Origin of the sequence: Myxosarcina sp. GI1 (assembly GCF_000756305.1) — a bacterium.
Lineage (GTDB): Bacteria > Cyanobacteriota > Cyanobacteriia > Cyanobacteriales > Xenococcaceae > Myxosarcina.
Genome location: NZ_JRFE01000019.1, coordinates 73,329 through 87,780, shown reverse-complemented (window position 1 = coordinate 87,780; position 14,452 = coordinate 73,329). Strand labels below are relative to the sequence as shown.

The following is a 14,452-nucleotide window of genomic DNA, read 5'->3' as shown; positions in this document are numbered from 1 at the left end:
AAGAGGAAAAATTCAGGTAATATTTCCGATTGAGAAAAATGTCTTCTATTTATTTGCTTTATTTGCTGTCAGTCACTATTAACTGTTTATCAAAGAGCGCGATCGATTTTGTCAGACATAACCAGCAGAATCTGTATCATTTGGACAAACTGATAAAGCAAGGCAGGCAGATAAAACCTTTGCGTACTGTGTTGCTATGATTAATTCTTTGTAGTCTCAAAATACATCTAACGCTTTTGTAGCTTAATTTGGTAGTTATCTTTAATTCTTTTAATGGGAAACTGCACAAAAGAAGGTTCGCCTATTAGTTGCCAGTCAAACAACTGGATTAACTGAGAAGCAAATATTTTAGTAATTATCATTGCCATCTGCGCTCCCAAACAAGCGTGTACGCCACCACCAAAAGGAATATATTCATACATTCTGCCTTCGTTGCGAGGCGGTAGAAAACGTTCTGGTTCAAACATTTCGGGTCGCTCGAAGTGTTCTGGCATAATGTGTGCTAAACGCGGTTCGGCAATAACAGTAGAACCTTGGGGATAGAGCGTTCCCTCGACAATTACAGATTTAGTCAAGCGGCGGTTAGCTGTTGAAGTAGGAGGCAAAATTCGTAGAGTCTCTTTTATAACTACTTCTAAAAAGCTCATTTGCTGTAACTTCTCCCGCGATAAGGTATTCGCTTGTGACTCAATACCTATTTCTTGTTGCTCGGCTCTCAATTTCTCTAATACCTGAGAATGTTTTCCCAGCAGATAAATTAAGGACGATATCAGCCCAGAAATTTCATAATGAGATGCCCATAATTGCAACAAACATTGATTTTCGATTAGAGCATCGCTAAAAACTCCATCGGGGTTCTCCTGCTGACTGACAAGCATCATCGCCAGAAAATCGGCTTGAGGATCGATTTCTGCTGAGGCAGCTCTCCGTTGTGCGATAACCGCACGCATAAACTCCAGCAACTTTGCTCTTGCTTTCAGTCCTCTACCATAGGCAGTTAAAAGTAATTTCCATTTCACCAAACCATAGAAACCATCAAAGTAAGTTTGGTAGAGAGATTTTAGTTCATCGGGAGAAGAGAGAGGCAATCCTTTAAAACTAGGGTTAGCCTCATTTATGTCAACTCCTAACAGTAGAGGAACGAGTATTTCAAAACAAATTTTCTCTACTGCTGGATAAAGTGAAATTTTTCCTTCAGTCCAGTTATTTAGACCATTAATAATAATTTTATTAATTTGAGGTATATATCCCGCTAAAACACTGCCAGTAAGTCCTGGTTTCAAGGCACTTTTCCGCTCTTTATGTAAATCGGGACGTTGAAACAGACTATACTCGCCAAACATATCCATTGTGGTGTCGGGTAAGAAAATTTCGGTATACTGCGAGTCGCCGTTAAAGACCATTTGAATTGCTTGAGGCGAACCAACAAAGATCGTGTTACCTCCAAAAACACCTGTATTAAAAACCGCGCCGTATTTTTTAAGATTTTGCTGACAAAATTTAGCAGGATCGGCAATATAAACAAACGTATCGTACCACTTTGCTTTTCTCGGTGGTGTAGTCGTTCCTTTTGGTGTGGCTTGACCCTTTGCAAGAATTGTTACGTCACCTTGCTGTTGCTTCATAAAACTATAATCTCACCAATTTCTGCTAAAGATAATTAAACAAATTTCTTTTATTTTTTCTAATCGATAACTATTACAAAATATCATTTTGATATCTTTTTTATTAGTTTATTACTTTTTGAGTCTTTGCATAATTCCTTGATAAGCATTAGCTAGTTCGTGAACGCCTTGACTGCCACCAGCTATAACACCAAAAAAAACAAGCTAACTTTACTGACAATTTTATAAGCTTAAATAGCTATAAGTACTAAGCTAAATGTGTTCGAGTAGATTGCGCTCGCCTATATATCAACATCTTTTTTAGAAAAACAATGCTTCTCTAGCTCTTTGTTAATAAAACTCAGATTATTAGGGCGGTAGTTGCGATCGCACCAGAGATCTATAACGCTTTCATCAAAGTCTTTTTCTAAATCCTTAAACTTGCTAAGATCTCGTTCCTTAATAACAAAACTACTTAGCTTGTCTTGAATAGGTTTCAAAGTCGCCCTAAGAATTTTATTTACAAATTCTCTAATATTTTTGTTTCCTATTAAATACTTCTGATTACTCGCCAAGTCACCACAATCTTTTACAAGTTTTAAATCTAAATCTAAATCTAACTGTTTGGCTTCTTCTGCCATCCACTCTAAAGCTACTTTAGACAAATCTAAAGTATTTAGCTGGCAACCGTCTGACAACTCAATAATTTCATCTGAGCCACCGCCAACGCAACCATGATCGCCTGGAAACCAAACTTGTTTTAAACTTTTTTCTTCAAAACCGTCTCCTGGTTTCATCAATGTAACTTCAAGAGCCGATCGCTTTTCATCAATGGCGATCGCATGACGGGCATTTTCAATAATCGAACTTAGTTTATTATTGTGAAATTTATATTTTTTTGTGAGATATTTATCAATTGAAAAACAGGGAATGATATTAGGAATTCCTAAAGCTCCTACAGTATCCCAGCATCCAAGAAATTTAATATTGATGTCTTTAATTTGGTGTATACTGCAAAAATTATCAGCTTTTTGTTTTCGGTTTGTTTCATCTTTAGTGCGATAAATTTTATAAGCATCAGCAGTATGATTAATATCAGGACGTTGAAGTAGCCCACAATAGCTAATTAAACCAGCCAAACTCCGAACTGTGTATGCTCCTCTACTAAAACCAAATAAATATATTTCGTCTTTAGGCTCGTAATTGAGGCAAAGAAAAATATAAGCTTCCTCAATTTTTTCATCAATTCCCCAGCCAAAAGCTCCTCCACCTAGTTTTTGTAGACGTTCTGAAGTATTTTTTAAAAATGATTGTTTCGATCCATAGTTCGGAACTGCGCCAATTCCCTGGTCGTAATAGAGAATTTGAGAGATTTCGTTTCCTTTCTTATCTTTTCCTTTTGTTTCAATTGCTTGAGCTATTTTAAGTACATTAGTAGCTACTTTGTTATTTTGACTCTGCCAAGTTCCATCACAACAAACTATCAAACGTTTCATCAGCTTTCTCCTTAATAACGAGACTATAGTTGACTAAAATATTTTGGTTTTCTGTCTGCTATTTTTTATTACGTTTAATTTGAATGTTTTATGCAAATGAATAAAACTCAATTAGATATTGATGTAGTTATTTAAATGCACTTTTTTGTAACGATTGACATAATCAGATAAACAACAAAAATAATAAATATTTGAAAACCGTCTCTAACTGAGCTTTACCAAAGAAATAGAACTACTACAAACTTTAGTTGTTTCATTGAGTATATTTTTTTATAACTAAAGTCTGAATTATCTATGATTAAACAATAAAAAGCAGTAAAACTATGCTAAATACCTATAGATTTACTGCTATAGATGAATTTAATTTTTATCACTCGCGTTTTCAAGAACAAGCTGCTGACTATTTAGACCGCAGCAGCGTTACACTAAAAACGATTGAGATAGTTGCGATCGCATCCTATACTGAGATATGTATATTTAGCTCTATAGCTGCAAATAATCTCAAGTTTAAAAGACAAATTGCTCGGAATTATTTAGATCGAGTGCATCAGAGGAAACGTCTGCCAAAATCGCAACCAGTTCTGGTGAAGCGCCATTATTAACCAAGATTGCCGTTTAGGACATCATCGCCAATACCATTAACATCATCTGTGTCACCAAACATCAAGTCATTGCCTTTATCGCTATAGAGACTGTCATTGCCGTCTTCTCCAATTAAAATATCAGTTCCCTTACCGCCATTGAGCCAATCGTTATCAAACCAGCCTCGAATGTAGTCTGTTCCTGCATTTCCCGTAATGCGATTGTCACCCTCGGCACCAAAAACATTATCTTCGCCGCTACCAGCAGCAACCGTATCGTTACCATCTCCAGCACTAATAATATCGTCGTTACCTGCCAAAGACTTAATAACATCGTCTTCTGGTGTGCCAAAGAGAAAATCGTTGTCTGTAGTACCAATAATAGTTGCCATTTTGATATTTACCAAAAAACTAGGATTTGAGAGCTATACTCTCAAATAGCGATAAGCTAAAGTTTAAATTCTTTAGATTACTTAAGAATTAGCTTTAGTAAAATATTCTGCTAGCTTGTCTGGTGATAAAGCGTCTATGTATTGTCCTGCCAAATCTGGAGTACTTAATTCGAGTAATACGGCATTTTCAATCCAAAACTCAATTATTTCAAAGTAGCCGCGATCGCAACGTACGCATCGCCACTGTTCGCGTTTGGCAATGGCTTCTACTTGCTCTCGCTCGATGGGAATAGAAATAGCAGCGTGAGTAGCAATAAATGGATTTGAGGTGTCTTGATGACGAAATTGTATGGGTTTATCGTCTTTTCCTGGCAGCATTTCCGTACCGAGGGGATAAACTTCAATTACGGTTCCGTATTTATCGCCAGCAAAAGCTACGTAGCTACCCGAATAAGACGGAAAAGGAGCGCAATAACTATTGTCAAACAGTTCGGTTAAGACTTTAGCTACGTGAAAGGGATTTTTAGCGGGAATAGAAAGATGATGGATCATTTGAGCCTAACCTTATGTAAGTTGATATAAAAACAGAAGCGATCGCTCGCTGCCTATTATTTGATACGCTCGCTTCACGGCTCAATGTAGCTTAGATTGCTGTTTGCAATTGATATTGGTAATAAATTGTTATAGCAATTAGCAATCCTAAATGATTCCTGAAAAAAATTCTATTGCCTTTCTCTATTGTTTAGTTCACAAATAAATATAAATACAGTATCGCTACAGTTAACTCAATACCTGACAATAATTATCCAGTTCTGCTATTAATTTCTGCTGAGATTCTGGCGATAAGAAAGTGGCTTGAAAAGAATTTTTTGCTAATTGATATAGCTCTTGTTGGCTTAAATCCAAAGCTTCTTGTGCTGCTTGATAATTTTCGGCAATATAGCCACCAAAATAAGAAGGATCGTCAGAGTTAACTGTGGCACAGATACCTGAGTTTAAAAGTTTTTTCAGGTTATGTTTTGCCATCGAATCAAACACTTTTAGTTTGACATTAGATAGAGGACAAACGGTTAGAGGAATTTGTTTTTCTGCCAAATACTGTAGTAATTCTGGATCTTCCATACTCCGAACCCCGTGATCGATCCGAGATACTTCTAGCAAATTAATTGCTTCCCAAATATACTCTGGTGGTCCTTCTTCTCCTGCATGGGCAACGGTTAAAAATCCCTCGGCTTGGGCGCGATCGAAAACTTCTTTAAACTTTGAAGGTGGGTTGCCCTGTTCGGCAGAGTCTAAACCCACAGCCACGATACTATCTTTATAAGGTAGTGCTTGTTCTAAGGTGGCAAGTGCTTCTTCAGCACTAAGATGGCGGAGAAAAGAAAGAATTAGCTGGCTAGAAATACCCAACTTAGATTTACCATCCTGTAAAGCTTGGTAAATACCTTGATAGGCGGTTTCAAAAGCAATACCTCTATCGGTATGGGATTGAGGATCGAAAAAGATTTCTGTGTGCCGCACGTTTTGACTGGCGGCTTTTTGCAAATATGCCCAGGTCAAATCGTAAAAATCTACTTCTTTTTGTAATACTTGCGAACCCTGGTAATAAATATCGAGAAAAGATTGCAGATCTTCAAAGTTATAAGCTTCTTTTACCTCTAACACCGATTTATAAGGTAGATCGATATTGTTGCGTCGAGCTAATTCAAACATTAATTCTGGCTCTAACGTACCTTCAATGTGTAAATGCAGTTCGGCTTTGGGTAAGTCTCGGATAAATGCATGCATAACGTTTTGTTTATCAATTGATTTAAGCTAACTTTCAAAATTCAACCATAAATAGTTAAGAATGCCTTTCGCTCTTGTTGGCACCGATCGCGTTTTCCGACTCAGGATAGATTGCCCGATCTTTCTTAACTAAATTAGATTAACTTCAATACAATTTTTATTCTGAAACATTACATACAGTATACAAATAAGTTTGACTTCAGCAGCCAAACTTTCTAGCGAGCGTAGCTACAAAGAGTTATTTATTAATTTCAACTTTTTAGAGAATAAAATTAGAGAGAAAACTACCGCTATAAAAAGATAGATGTTGATAAATCTGATTGGGGATTACGGTATAGGAGATCCTGCATTTGCTGAAGTCAGCCAACGCTTAAATCAAAAATTACCTGCCGCACAAATTTATTGCTTGAGCGTGCCTCCTTTTAGTACCTTAGCAACGGGATTTTGGATCGCCCAACTTGGTTTAAACCCTGGTGCTTCCGATCGCCTGATCTATCATAACTGCGCCCCCCGACAGGATAATCTTGAAGCGCGACCTGACAATGAAGGAGAAGGATTGACCTATGTGAAACTTGCCAACGGGGTACAGATAGTTGGAGTTTTGGCAGGCTATACTCTTTCCTTTGTAAAAGAAGAAGCTTTACAGATTAATAATATAAACGTATCTAGAGGAGGTTCGCAGTTTCGTTCGCGGGATGTGTTTCCGCAAGCAGCAGCAGCGATCGCCATGGAAGATTACAGTCTTTTAGGTGATGCGATCGCGCCAGCAGCAATTCCCGATCCACCAGCAGATCGCGTAGCCTGGAGCGACGGTTACGGCAATATCAAAACTACCATACCAGCCAGCAGTGTCGATCTACCTCAGTCTAGTAAAGTAGTAGTCCGCGTTGGTGATGTAGTTAGCGATGCTATTTATTCTGACGGTAGCTTTCGCGTCCCCGAAGGTACTCTTGCTTTTGCTCCTGGTAGTTCTGGCTGGCAAAAAAAAGACGGCACCAAAGTAACCTGGATGGAGTTATTTTTGCGTGGAGGCAACGCCTGGGAACGCTTTGCCAAACCAAAAGTTAATCGTCCGATCTCTTACTCAAAATCGTAATATAGTGGTTCTCGGTCATATGAGGTACACTTCGGTTTTGCTAGGCACTAGGCACTAGGCTTTAGGATTTGAGCGCTCTGTTCCAAGTGTAGATTTGTACTTTACTAATTATGAGAACCGCTATAAATAATTCTTAGTTTTTTTTTAACATTTAAAAGTGTGGCGGTTGACTCTAAAGCGATCGCACAATTGAATCGATCTTTAGAACCAACAGTATATGTTTAAAGAGTTACTTTCTGTTTTTCTCGAAACAAAATGCCCTTTGTGCGACCGCACTTCGGCAGAGACAATTTGCATCTACTGCGAAAGAAAGTTAGAGAGTTGTCGTCTAGCCAAACATTGCTGGTGGCAAGGCGATTTACCGCTGTTTGCCTGGGGAAGATATGACGGACAGCTAAAACGTGCGATCGCTACAATGAAATACGACTCTCACCCAGAAATTGGCATGGTTTTGGGCAACTGTTTGGGCAAAACTTGGCGCGAAACTGCTTTAAAGCCAGAAAAAATGGCGGTAATTCCTATTCCTTTACATCCAGATAAACAGCGATCGAGAGGTTTTAATCAAGCAGAGATTATTGCCAAGGGTTTTTGTCAGCAAACGGGTGATTTATTACAGACCAAAGTTTTACTTAGACAACACAACACTGAAGCTATGTTTGGTTTAAACCCCTTAGAAAGAAAGCAAAACATTACTAATGCTTTTTGTCTTGGCAAACAGACACCAAAATATCCTCTTTTACTATTAGACGATATTTATACTTCAGGTGCCACAGCAATAGAAGCTACAAAAATTTTAACCAGTTTTGGTTTTAGAGTAGGTGGTGTAGCTGTAGTTGCCAGAGCAGTACGAACTTATGGTAAAACATGACAGTTATTTGTTCGTAAGTAGACGAGCGACCCCGCGCCGACGTTGCGAAGCTTCTCTGAAAGAGTAAGGCGCAAGGGAAGGCGCGAGGTAGCAAGTAGCGAGTCAAAATAATTTACTGATTACTGATTACTTATTACTTCTCTGTTCCCTGTTCCCTGCCTAAGCTAATTTATATTTAATTAATTAAACCCATCTACTAAATTTAACAATAACGTTCGTCAAATCTGGTATAAAATCCGCCATATTTAACCCAATATTGTTTCAAATCGTGATGGGGAGTATGTAAGCTAGCTTTAGCTTGATATAGAATTACCTGACGATGATTGCCAATCCAAACTTTTTTAACAGGCTCAACCGAAATCAAGCTACCTCCTAAACTTTTAACACAGTCTTCAAACCTTTCTACCGTAGAGTATTCTAAAGTTTCAAAAACAAAAAAATGACCCTCACAAATTAGATGTTTACTTCTAATCCATGCTTGCATTTTTTTGCTCGCTACTGGTGGCAACATCCTGTTTATTTTTAGCTCCGATATCATAATTTTTAAAATTTTTTAATGAATATGGTATTTTCAGTATTTGGCATAATATGTCTTAAATAGTGTCGAGCGATAAGACAAACTTTTTGTTAATTAGAGTAAAAAATCAAGACCCTCACTTGTTGCTATAACGAGTCACCAAATATAATTTTGTTTTTTAAAAGCGTAATAAAAAATTTTATTTTTTGCTTTTAATTGTAATCTAAATTTTTGTATTTTAAATATTACAAAGATTACTATTAAAAGCTTTGCTTACAGTTATGCAAAAGGAAGTTCGGCAGCAAAACTTTCTTTTTTATCAAACTTTAAAGCTCCTGCTGCCGACCCCCAAACTTGCCGCTCGGTATTAGGATCTACACCTCGATCCCAACTAATCCAAGTATTGGCGGTGAGTTCGACATCACTAACTAAATAAGTTTGAATTCCTTTTTTCTCAATCCAGCATTTATTTCCAGGTTCGACGCTACCACGAAATAAATCGCCCTCTTTTTTAAACACCATCGAACAGTTCAACCGTCTTTGAATGCGATCGCGATCTATAGTTAGCAAAATATCGCGGTTATGACCCGCACCCGCATATTCTTCAGCATCTAAAAGACGATAATTTTCAATATAAATATCATCTCCGCGATCTACTAAACGGTGTACTCCCTGACGATAGGGACTCCAAAGATCGTATTCGTAAACTTGTTCGGAATAAAAACCAATTCCTGAAAAAAAATCCCAAGGTAAAGGACGGAAAAAAATGCGAATGCGAGCGTAAGTTTTGGGATCTGCAAGTGCTTGACGATAGTTATCAAAGTCTCCAGCCATTAGGCTAGCTAGTTCGTATAATAAACTATTTTTTTCTGCTCCTAAACTATTGGTTTTCGATGACATTTTAAAAAGTTTTTGCTAAAAAGTTCGCTAGTTACTTATGAAGTAATAACATTGGCTATTATTTTAATTATTTGATGCTAAAGAACGAATTTCAGAAGAAAAAGAAGCGGTTACTACTCCCGTTCCCTCACTAGTTTTAATCGAAGAAACTCGAAAGCGCAAATTTGGCATGGCAAACCAAATTTTTTCTTCCGCAGTGGCTCGTTGATATTTAGTATGTAAAATGAAAGTGCCGTCAGCACTTATAGTATAGTTACCTACTGCTGGAATTGTCTCGGCATATCCTTGTTCTCGCAATAGAATGCCTTTAGTGCGATCGCTGCGGTTGGGAATAGGAACTAAAATCGTCGAACCCTGAGTAACTTCATCTTCATCCCAGTCCGATTCTCCTTCCCAAGTCATCCGAAAAGCACTAGATGCTAATTTTGGTTCGATTTGATGAATTTTACAAAGCTCGATAATTGCTTTATCGCTACTGTCTATTGGTTCGATATCAATAGTAGAAGTGACTTGTTCAAAATGACGAAAAGCCAAATGATGTACGCTACGCTGCGATCGCCATCTTCCTAAAGATAGCTCGACAAATTCTGTGATGTCCATTAAAAAAATAATTAAATAATTGTTGTTAATTAAATAGTGACAAAACTTTTTTTGAACCGTCGTGCTAGCAGTTAAGTAAATAACCGCTAGACTCAAGCGCAACAAAACTTAGCTATAGTTGAGATTTTGAGGCTGTAAATTTAATTATTTTCCTCAGTAGAAGTAGATGACGCGGGTAAAGTAGTTACTTTTTCTACTTTTCCACCCATCCGAATTATATTTTGGATTGTAGAAGACAAACGACTGTATGGGACTTTCATTGTATAGTTGCTATTACGCATAGCAATGTCTTGTCGGGCAACACCAGTAACGGTAATTTCTAGCGTTCGGCTACCATAACTGCTGATATTGGTATCTCCAGTTGTGACCATTCCTGACATAATTTTGCTACCTCATTTAATAGAATAGATTTATTAGGATTTTTATGGGCGAAGTTGACTTCGCCCAAAGCTTTAAACTTCAGTAATGCTGACGATTTTGCCGCCAGTACGCTGAATGTTTTTGATTCTGGCGTTTAACTGGTCGTAACTAACTTCAAAAGTTTGATTGCTAAAGCGGTTGAGAGAACCCTGGCTGGCTTTGGTAGTTTGAACCCGATAGCGTTTGCTGCGATTTCCAGGAGTTCCGCCACCTCCTTTTTTGGGTAACACGACTGGTGTAGGTAGATTAGCTGCTAAATCTTTAATTAATCTCGCTTCATTAGTAACAGTATCGCTACTGGCATAACCACGATATAAAGCATAGGTACGATTGTAACCTACGTTTTGCAGGGTTTTTTGATTACTCTCGGTGCGAGGACAGGGAACGATATTTTCGCCAAAAGCATCGAGATATTCATCGCTATCGATGTAGGAGTCGATCTCTGCTTCGTAACCTCGTTCGTTATAAATTTGAACGTGCCGAGAAATTTCTGCCTGGTCGAAAGGTGCGCGTCCTAAAAAGTGTTTGCAATTTAGCTCGATAAAGCGATACTGCGAGCAAGTCTCAAAATATAAAGAGCGATATAGGTCTGACTGACCGACCAAACGCACAAAACCGCGTATGGTAATATCTCCATTACGCAATAGAGATTCTGCCGTGTCCAAACGCTCGCTCTCTAGTAAATAAGCGTTGCCCAACACCTGTTTGTAGACCGCACGAATAATAACATCAAAATCTTGGTCGTCTTGACGTTCGCGGAGTTCTACAGGCTGTAAATCTGTAACCCAAAATGACATGATTTTTTCCCTGTATTTAAATAAAAGTTTTTAGTTTGATAAACGATTTGCTCGATCTCTGACATGAGGAGCTTTTTATTGACACCAAGGAAGAAGATAAAAGAAAGTGATTTTTTCTTTCTTTTATATCTATCTTCCTGATTCAGTATTTACCGAAGATGAATGTCAGTCTTAGTTAACTGGAGTAATGCTGGCAATTTGACCGCCTTGTTTGTGAATGCGCTGATATTCTTTGGATAACTGGTCGTAAGGTACAAAATAAACCTTATTACTACGACGGAATTTAGAATATGAGTTGACGGGGAATCTACCAACGCGGTCTCTTTTGACGTTAGAGACTTTATAACCCGTTACCTCAACACGATAAACCGTACCATTAGCACCAGCACCATATCCTTGGCGAGTTACACCAGCGGTATCTGGTTCCTGGAATGACCAGCCATTACCAGCAGCACCACCAGAAGGAGGAACTACGGGAACGGGAAGTCCTAAAATCGCGTCTTTATTTAATGCTGGTTTGTTACCTGCCAGGCTACCTTTTAAGTCGCTTCCTGCCGCACCAGGCAACAATGCAAACATATGGGTGAATTCAACCATTGTTTGACCTGGTTGGCTCTTATAACCGCGATAGAAAGGAACGAAGTTTTCGCCATAAGCATTTTGATACTCATCACTATCGAGATAGGAATCGATATCAGCTTCGTAGCCTTCTGTATCTAAAATGTTGCTGTGGAATTTCATCTCGTCGTAGCTATTAGGAGCGCGACCGAGAAAATGTTTGAAGTTTAGTTCGGTAAAACGATAGCGGGGACAAGTTTCAAAAAATCGCGAGCGATATAAATTGGATTTAGCAACTGCTCTGACGAATTCGCGAACGCTAAGTTCTCCATCTCTGAATTTAGATTCGGGAATTTCTACCCTTTCGCTTTCCATTACATAAGCATTACCTAACACTTGTTTGTAAACTGCTCTAATAATGGTGTCTAATTCGTCTGTGGAAAGATTTGGCGTGCGTTCTAGAGGTGGAGTATCTTCATATTGAGCTACTCCCAATTCTGATGCAGGTCCAAATGAACCAAAAGCCATGTTTAAATCTCCTATGAGAAACAATCTTGTGATCGATTAACAGAAAATAGTACGCTAGAGCATACTAAAAATATTTCCAGTCGAGAATACTGCCAAAGTATGATTGATGCAGCCTACTCAGACTGTCAGTCAGATAAACTCCTATTGCGTTTTACAGGCAAAGCAGCTTTGCTACTGTGAGGTATGTTCCGCCAGCCTGTTGCTAGCCGCAGTGGAGCTTTCTCCGAGCTTTGGTAAAATCGATACGCGAACTCGACAAGTAAAAGTTGTAAGTCCCAGGTAAACATTTCAGTGACTTCTTTTTCTTGTCTCGTCAACAATATTTGTTTTGTTCGTGAATCAATCAATTATGCCAAGCTTCAAGCCAACGCAAGGTAACGAAAAATCGAGTTAGTTATTTATTAGAGAGACTCTGCGCTTGTTACAGCACAGCTTTCTATTACTCTGTGATGTTTCACTGCCCTACGCATACTCTATTGCTAACGGCAAAATATACTGTTACAAGTTCATTTATACAATGCAGCCAGAACACATAGCATCAAGTTTTGTAAATTTATGCTGGATATTATTAACTATTGTTAAGTAACTTCAGACTTTGTTGCCTGTCAATTTGTCTTAAGTTCCACACCAAACCCTACTAACAGTAGGTTTTCTAAAGGTTGACCTTCTGAAGGACGTAAATAATTAAGTATTTTGCGAATCCGAACCTTGGGATTGTTGAGAGTAATTGAATCTACCGAAACTACCTTGGTATAGTTAGTAGTCATCAATAATTCTTTGGTAACGGAATTAAACCGAAAATGAGAAATAATTGGTCTGGCTTCTTCATAAGCGCGATCGCGCAAATAATCTCCTTCAAGGAGCGAGCCACTTTCGGTAGTGGGTACGAACATTAAGTTTAAATTTTGAGTTACCTCTTCTCCCGTTTCAGAAATCGTATAAAAACCTAAATTGAATCCTGGCAGATTATCTAAATCTCGCTCTAAATTGTAGCTGTTGTCTGTGAGGACTTTGACTTTTTGTTCGCTGGTTAAAGGTCGAACCTGAAACGTAGTTTGCGATCGCTCTACGTGTTGTTCTGGCAAATAGTGATAGGTACGTTCCGATTTCCAACTACCAACGCAATCTTGAAAAAACTCTTGAAAAATAGAATTCATTGTTCACCCTTTATCTCAATTTTAAAAATACTTTCGACAGGTTTTTGGGCAATACGACTCGACCAACCGAGAGCAGTTAAAAACTCCGCCGCTGAGTTAGTCTCAACTACATCTACGCCCCATTCCCCTGGCTGCAATGAACTGGGAGAACCCAAAGCTGGGGTAGTTTTCATTCCTCCCAGTAATAAAATATCGGCAGCTTTCTCACTATTAGATTTATTTCCAAAGTCACCCCGTCTTTTGTTTGCCAGTAGCTCGCCACATATTTTGCCAATCTGTTCGGCAGTGAAAGTTTGCTTCGAGAAAATAATTTCTACAATCCAGTGTGGATTGTCAATCGAGTTACAGCTAAGTTTATCGCGATCGCTCAATCCATCGATAAATATTTGGGCAAATTGTTCTCTATTAAGTGCGGGCAGTTCGTTGTTAAAAAGATTGAAATTATGGGAAAGCAGCATTCTCCCCGTATTGTTGTCGCTCACGTTTGAATTAAGATCGAGTTGGTTCTTTAGTTAGAAGGGTTTTGCTCGCGTACTAGAGCTTACAAAAAAGCCGTACGCAAATGCAACACTACTATAAGATGGCACTATTGGTTTTTAACAGAAACCCTTTCTCTAACTCTATTACTCGATCTTAATATTTTGCTAACAAGATGAGAAGTTAAATGTTTTCCACAGCAAATATTGTTTTTCCACAAATTACCCCATAGTTTTCCACAAACTTTAAAGAATTGGTTAACAAAAATTTGTAGAAATGTTATTTATTGGTTTCTAACAATTGAAACTTTATGCTTCGTCGTAAGCTTCAATATCTAATAAGTGGAAATATGGCTCGACCAACTCTTCTCTTTGAAAGGCGATTGCTCGCAACAGATGCCAATCTTCCAAAGCTTCAAAAGGACTACTATATTCATCTTTTTCTAAACGATTGGCTACAGCAGCTACATCTTCTGCCGTTAAATCGTCTATACTGCGTCCCATTAACTTTATGGTCTTATTCATTTTTAACTTCCTAATAAAGCAATAAAGTTCAGACAGAATGGACTCTCAACAAATTCTAACTTAGGTTGCTGCGATCGGGTAAAATTACAGACTTTAATAAAGTAGCTAGTTAGATCGCGGCAAAAATTAAATTGAGAAATACTTTAATT

General features: G+C 38.2%; 17 protein-coding genes. 3 read left to right on the top strand and 14 right to left on the bottom strand.

The window, feature by feature from the left end; translation table 11 throughout:
- Positions 1-227: 227 nt before the first annotated feature.
- Both KV40_RS14580 and KV40_RS14575 read right to left on the bottom strand, forming a co-directional pair.
- Positions 228-1,625, bottom strand: a complete 1,398-nt coding sequence (locus KV40_RS14580; protein ID WP_036482843.1) for a cytochrome P450 — start codon at positions 1,623-1,625, stop codon at positions 228-230.
- A gap of 281 nt (positions 1,626-1,906) precedes the next feature.
- Positions 1,907-3,100 (bottom strand): DUF2235 domain-containing protein, encoded by a 1,194-nt coding sequence (locus KV40_RS14575; RefSeq protein WP_036482840.1) that lies wholly within the window; start codon positions 3,098-3,100, stop codon positions 1,907-1,909.
- A 323-nt stretch (positions 3,101-3,423) separates the two neighbouring features.
- Here KV40_RS14575 and KV40_RS14570 point away from each other — a divergent pair, with 323 nt between their 5' ends.
- On the top strand, positions 3,424-3,702 hold the full coding sequence (locus KV40_RS14570) for a hypothetical protein (protein ID WP_036482838.1): 279 nt from the start codon (positions 3,424-3,426) through the stop codon (positions 3,700-3,702).
- Here the strand turns inward: KV40_RS14570 and KV40_RS35740 are convergent.
- From KV40_RS35740 to KV40_RS14555, 3 genes are all read right to left on the bottom strand, one after another.
- Positions 3,699-4,073 carry a calcium-binding protein gene (locus tag KV40_RS35740; RefSeq protein ID WP_052055646.1) on the bottom strand — a complete coding sequence of 125 codons (375 nt, stop codon included), beginning with the start codon at positions 4,071-4,073 and terminating at the stop codon, positions 3,699-3,701. The genes KV40_RS14570 and KV40_RS35740 overlap by 4 nt on opposite strands.
- 81 nt (positions 4,074-4,154) lie before the next feature.
- On the bottom strand, positions 4,155-4,625 hold the full coding sequence (locus KV40_RS14560; protein ID WP_036482837.1) for a hypothetical protein: 471 nt from the start codon (positions 4,623-4,625) through the stop codon (positions 4,155-4,157).
- 228 nt (positions 4,626-4,853) lie between these two features.
- Positions 4,854-5,861: an adenosine deaminase gene (locus tag KV40_RS14555; protein ID WP_036482835.1), complete on the bottom strand. Its 1,008-nt coding sequence runs from the start codon at positions 5,859-5,861 to the stop codon at positions 4,854-4,856.
- Positions 5,862-6,165: 304 nt separating this feature from the next.
- On the opposite strand from KV40_RS14555, the gene KV40_RS14550 reads away from it, so the two are divergent.
- Both KV40_RS14550 and KV40_RS14545 read left to right on the top strand, forming a co-directional pair.
- Positions 6,166-6,957, top strand: a complete 792-nt coding sequence (locus KV40_RS14550; RefSeq protein ID WP_036482832.1) for an S-adenosyl-l-methionine hydroxide adenosyltransferase family protein — start codon at positions 6,166-6,168, stop codon at positions 6,955-6,957.
- A gap of 217 nt (positions 6,958-7,174) precedes the next feature.
- On the top strand, positions 7,175-7,825 hold the full coding sequence (locus KV40_RS14545) for a ComF family protein (protein WP_036482825.1): 651 nt from the start codon (positions 7,175-7,177) through the stop codon (positions 7,823-7,825).
- Positions 7,826-8,027: 202 nt separating this feature from the next.
- Here KV40_RS14545 and KV40_RS14540 read toward each other — a convergent pair whose 3' ends face one another.
- From KV40_RS14540 to KV40_RS14500, 9 genes are all read right to left on the bottom strand, one after another.
- Positions 8,028-8,336, bottom strand: a complete 309-nt coding sequence (locus KV40_RS14540; RefSeq protein WP_036482822.1) for a hypothetical protein — start codon at positions 8,334-8,336, stop codon at positions 8,028-8,030.
- 285 nt (positions 8,337-8,621) lie between these two features.
- Positions 8,622-9,242, bottom strand: a complete 621-nt coding sequence (locus KV40_RS14535) for a chromophore lyase CpcT/CpeT (protein WP_036482820.1) — start codon at positions 9,240-9,242, stop codon at positions 8,622-8,624.
- 63 nt (positions 9,243-9,305) lie between these two features.
- A complete protein-coding gene (locus tag KV40_RS14530; protein WP_036483101.1) occupies positions 9,306-9,842 on the bottom strand; it encodes a phycobiliprotein lyase in 537 nt (178 codons plus the stop codon).
- A 140-nt stretch (positions 9,843-9,982) separates the two neighbouring features.
- Positions 9,983-10,222: a phycobilisome linker polypeptide gene (locus tag KV40_RS14525; protein WP_036482817.1), complete on the bottom strand. Its 240-nt coding sequence runs from the start codon at positions 10,220-10,222 to the stop codon at positions 9,983-9,985.
- A gap of 72 nt (positions 10,223-10,294) precedes the next feature.
- Positions 10,295-11,059 carry a phycobilisome rod-core linker polypeptide gene (locus KV40_RS14520; RefSeq protein ID WP_036482815.1) on the bottom strand — a complete coding sequence of 255 codons (765 nt, stop codon included), beginning with the start codon at positions 11,057-11,059 and terminating at the stop codon, positions 10,295-10,297.
- 171 nt (positions 11,060-11,230) lie between these two features.
- The gene (locus KV40_RS14515) at positions 11,231-12,145 is read right to left on the bottom strand and encodes a phycobilisome linker polypeptide (RefSeq protein ID WP_036482812.1); all 915 of its coding nucleotides are present in this window, start codon (positions 12,143-12,145) and stop codon (positions 11,231-11,233) included.
- Between the two features lie 605 nt (positions 12,146-12,750).
- The gene (locus KV40_RS14510) at positions 12,751-13,302 is read right to left on the bottom strand and encodes a phycobiliprotein lyase (RefSeq protein ID WP_036482809.1); all 552 of its coding nucleotides are present in this window, start codon (positions 13,300-13,302) and stop codon (positions 12,751-12,753) included.
- On the bottom strand, positions 13,299-13,784 hold the full coding sequence (locus KV40_RS14505; protein ID WP_036482806.1) for a DUF2656 domain-containing protein: 486 nt from the start codon (positions 13,782-13,784) through the stop codon (positions 13,299-13,301). The genes KV40_RS14510 and KV40_RS14505 overlap by 4 nt, the downstream gene beginning before the upstream one ends.
- A gap of 303 nt (positions 13,785-14,087) precedes the next feature.
- Positions 14,088-14,303 (bottom strand): DUF2555 domain-containing protein, encoded by a 216-nt coding sequence (locus tag KV40_RS14500; protein ID WP_036482803.1) that lies wholly within the window; start codon positions 14,301-14,303, stop codon positions 14,088-14,090.
- Positions 14,304-14,452: the final 149 nt, after the last annotated feature.

Excerpts from the sequence above, each read along its gene's own strand:
- KV40_RS14580 (WP_036482843.1), bottom strand. The coding sequence starts at position 1,625 with ATGAAGCAACAGCAAGGTGACGTAACAATTCTTGCAAAGGGTCAAGCC.
- KV40_RS14575 (WP_036482840.1), bottom strand. The coding sequence starts at position 3,100 with ATGAAACGTTTGATAGTTTGTTGTGATGGAACTTGGCAGAGTCAAAAT.
- KV40_RS14570 (WP_036482838.1), top strand. The coding sequence starts at position 3,424 with ATGCTAAATACCTATAGATTTACTGCTATAGATGAATTTAATTTTTAT.
- KV40_RS35740 (WP_052055646.1), bottom strand. The coding sequence starts at position 4,073 with ATGGCAACTATTATTGGTACTACAGACAACGATTTTCTCTTTGGCACA.
- KV40_RS14560 (WP_036482837.1), bottom strand. The coding sequence starts at position 4,625 with ATGATCCATCATCTTTCTATTCCCGCTAAAAATCCCTTTCACGTAGCT.
- KV40_RS14555 (WP_036482835.1), bottom strand. The coding sequence starts at position 5,861 with ATGCATGCATTTATCCGAGACTTACCCAAAGCCGAACTGCATTTACAC.
- KV40_RS14550 (WP_036482832.1), top strand. The coding sequence starts at position 6,166 with ATGTTGATAAATCTGATTGGGGATTACGGTATAGGAGATCCTGCATTT.
- KV40_RS14545 (WP_036482825.1), top strand. The coding sequence starts at position 7,175 with ATGTTTAAAGAGTTACTTTCTGTTTTTCTCGAAACAAAATGCCCTTTG.
- KV40_RS14540 (WP_036482822.1), bottom strand. The coding sequence starts at position 8,336 with ATGTTGCCACCAGTAGCGAGCAAAAAAATGCAAGCATGGATTAGAAGT.
- KV40_RS14535 (WP_036482820.1), bottom strand. The coding sequence starts at position 9,242 with ATGTCATCGAAAACCAATAGTTTAGGAGCAGAAAAAAATAGTTTATTA.
- KV40_RS14530 (WP_036483101.1), bottom strand. The coding sequence starts at position 9,842 with ATGGACATCACAGAATTTGTCGAGCTATCTTTAGGAAGATGGCGATCG.
- KV40_RS14525 (WP_036482817.1), bottom strand. The coding sequence starts at position 10,222 with ATGTCAGGAATGGTCACAACTGGAGATACCAATATCAGCAGTTATGGT.
- KV40_RS14520 (WP_036482815.1), bottom strand. The coding sequence starts at position 11,059 with ATGTCATTTTGGGTTACAGATTTACAGCCTGTAGAACTCCGCGAACGT.
- KV40_RS14515 (WP_036482812.1), bottom strand. The coding sequence starts at position 12,145 with ATGGCTTTTGGTTCATTTGGACCTGCATCAGAATTGGGAGTAGCTCAA.
- KV40_RS14510 (WP_036482809.1), bottom strand. The coding sequence starts at position 13,302 with ATGAATTCTATTTTTCAAGAGTTTTTTCAAGATTGCGTTGGTAGTTGG.
- KV40_RS14500 (WP_036482803.1), bottom strand. The coding sequence starts at position 14,303 with ATGAATAAGACCATAAAGTTAATGGGACGCAGTATAGACGATTTAACG.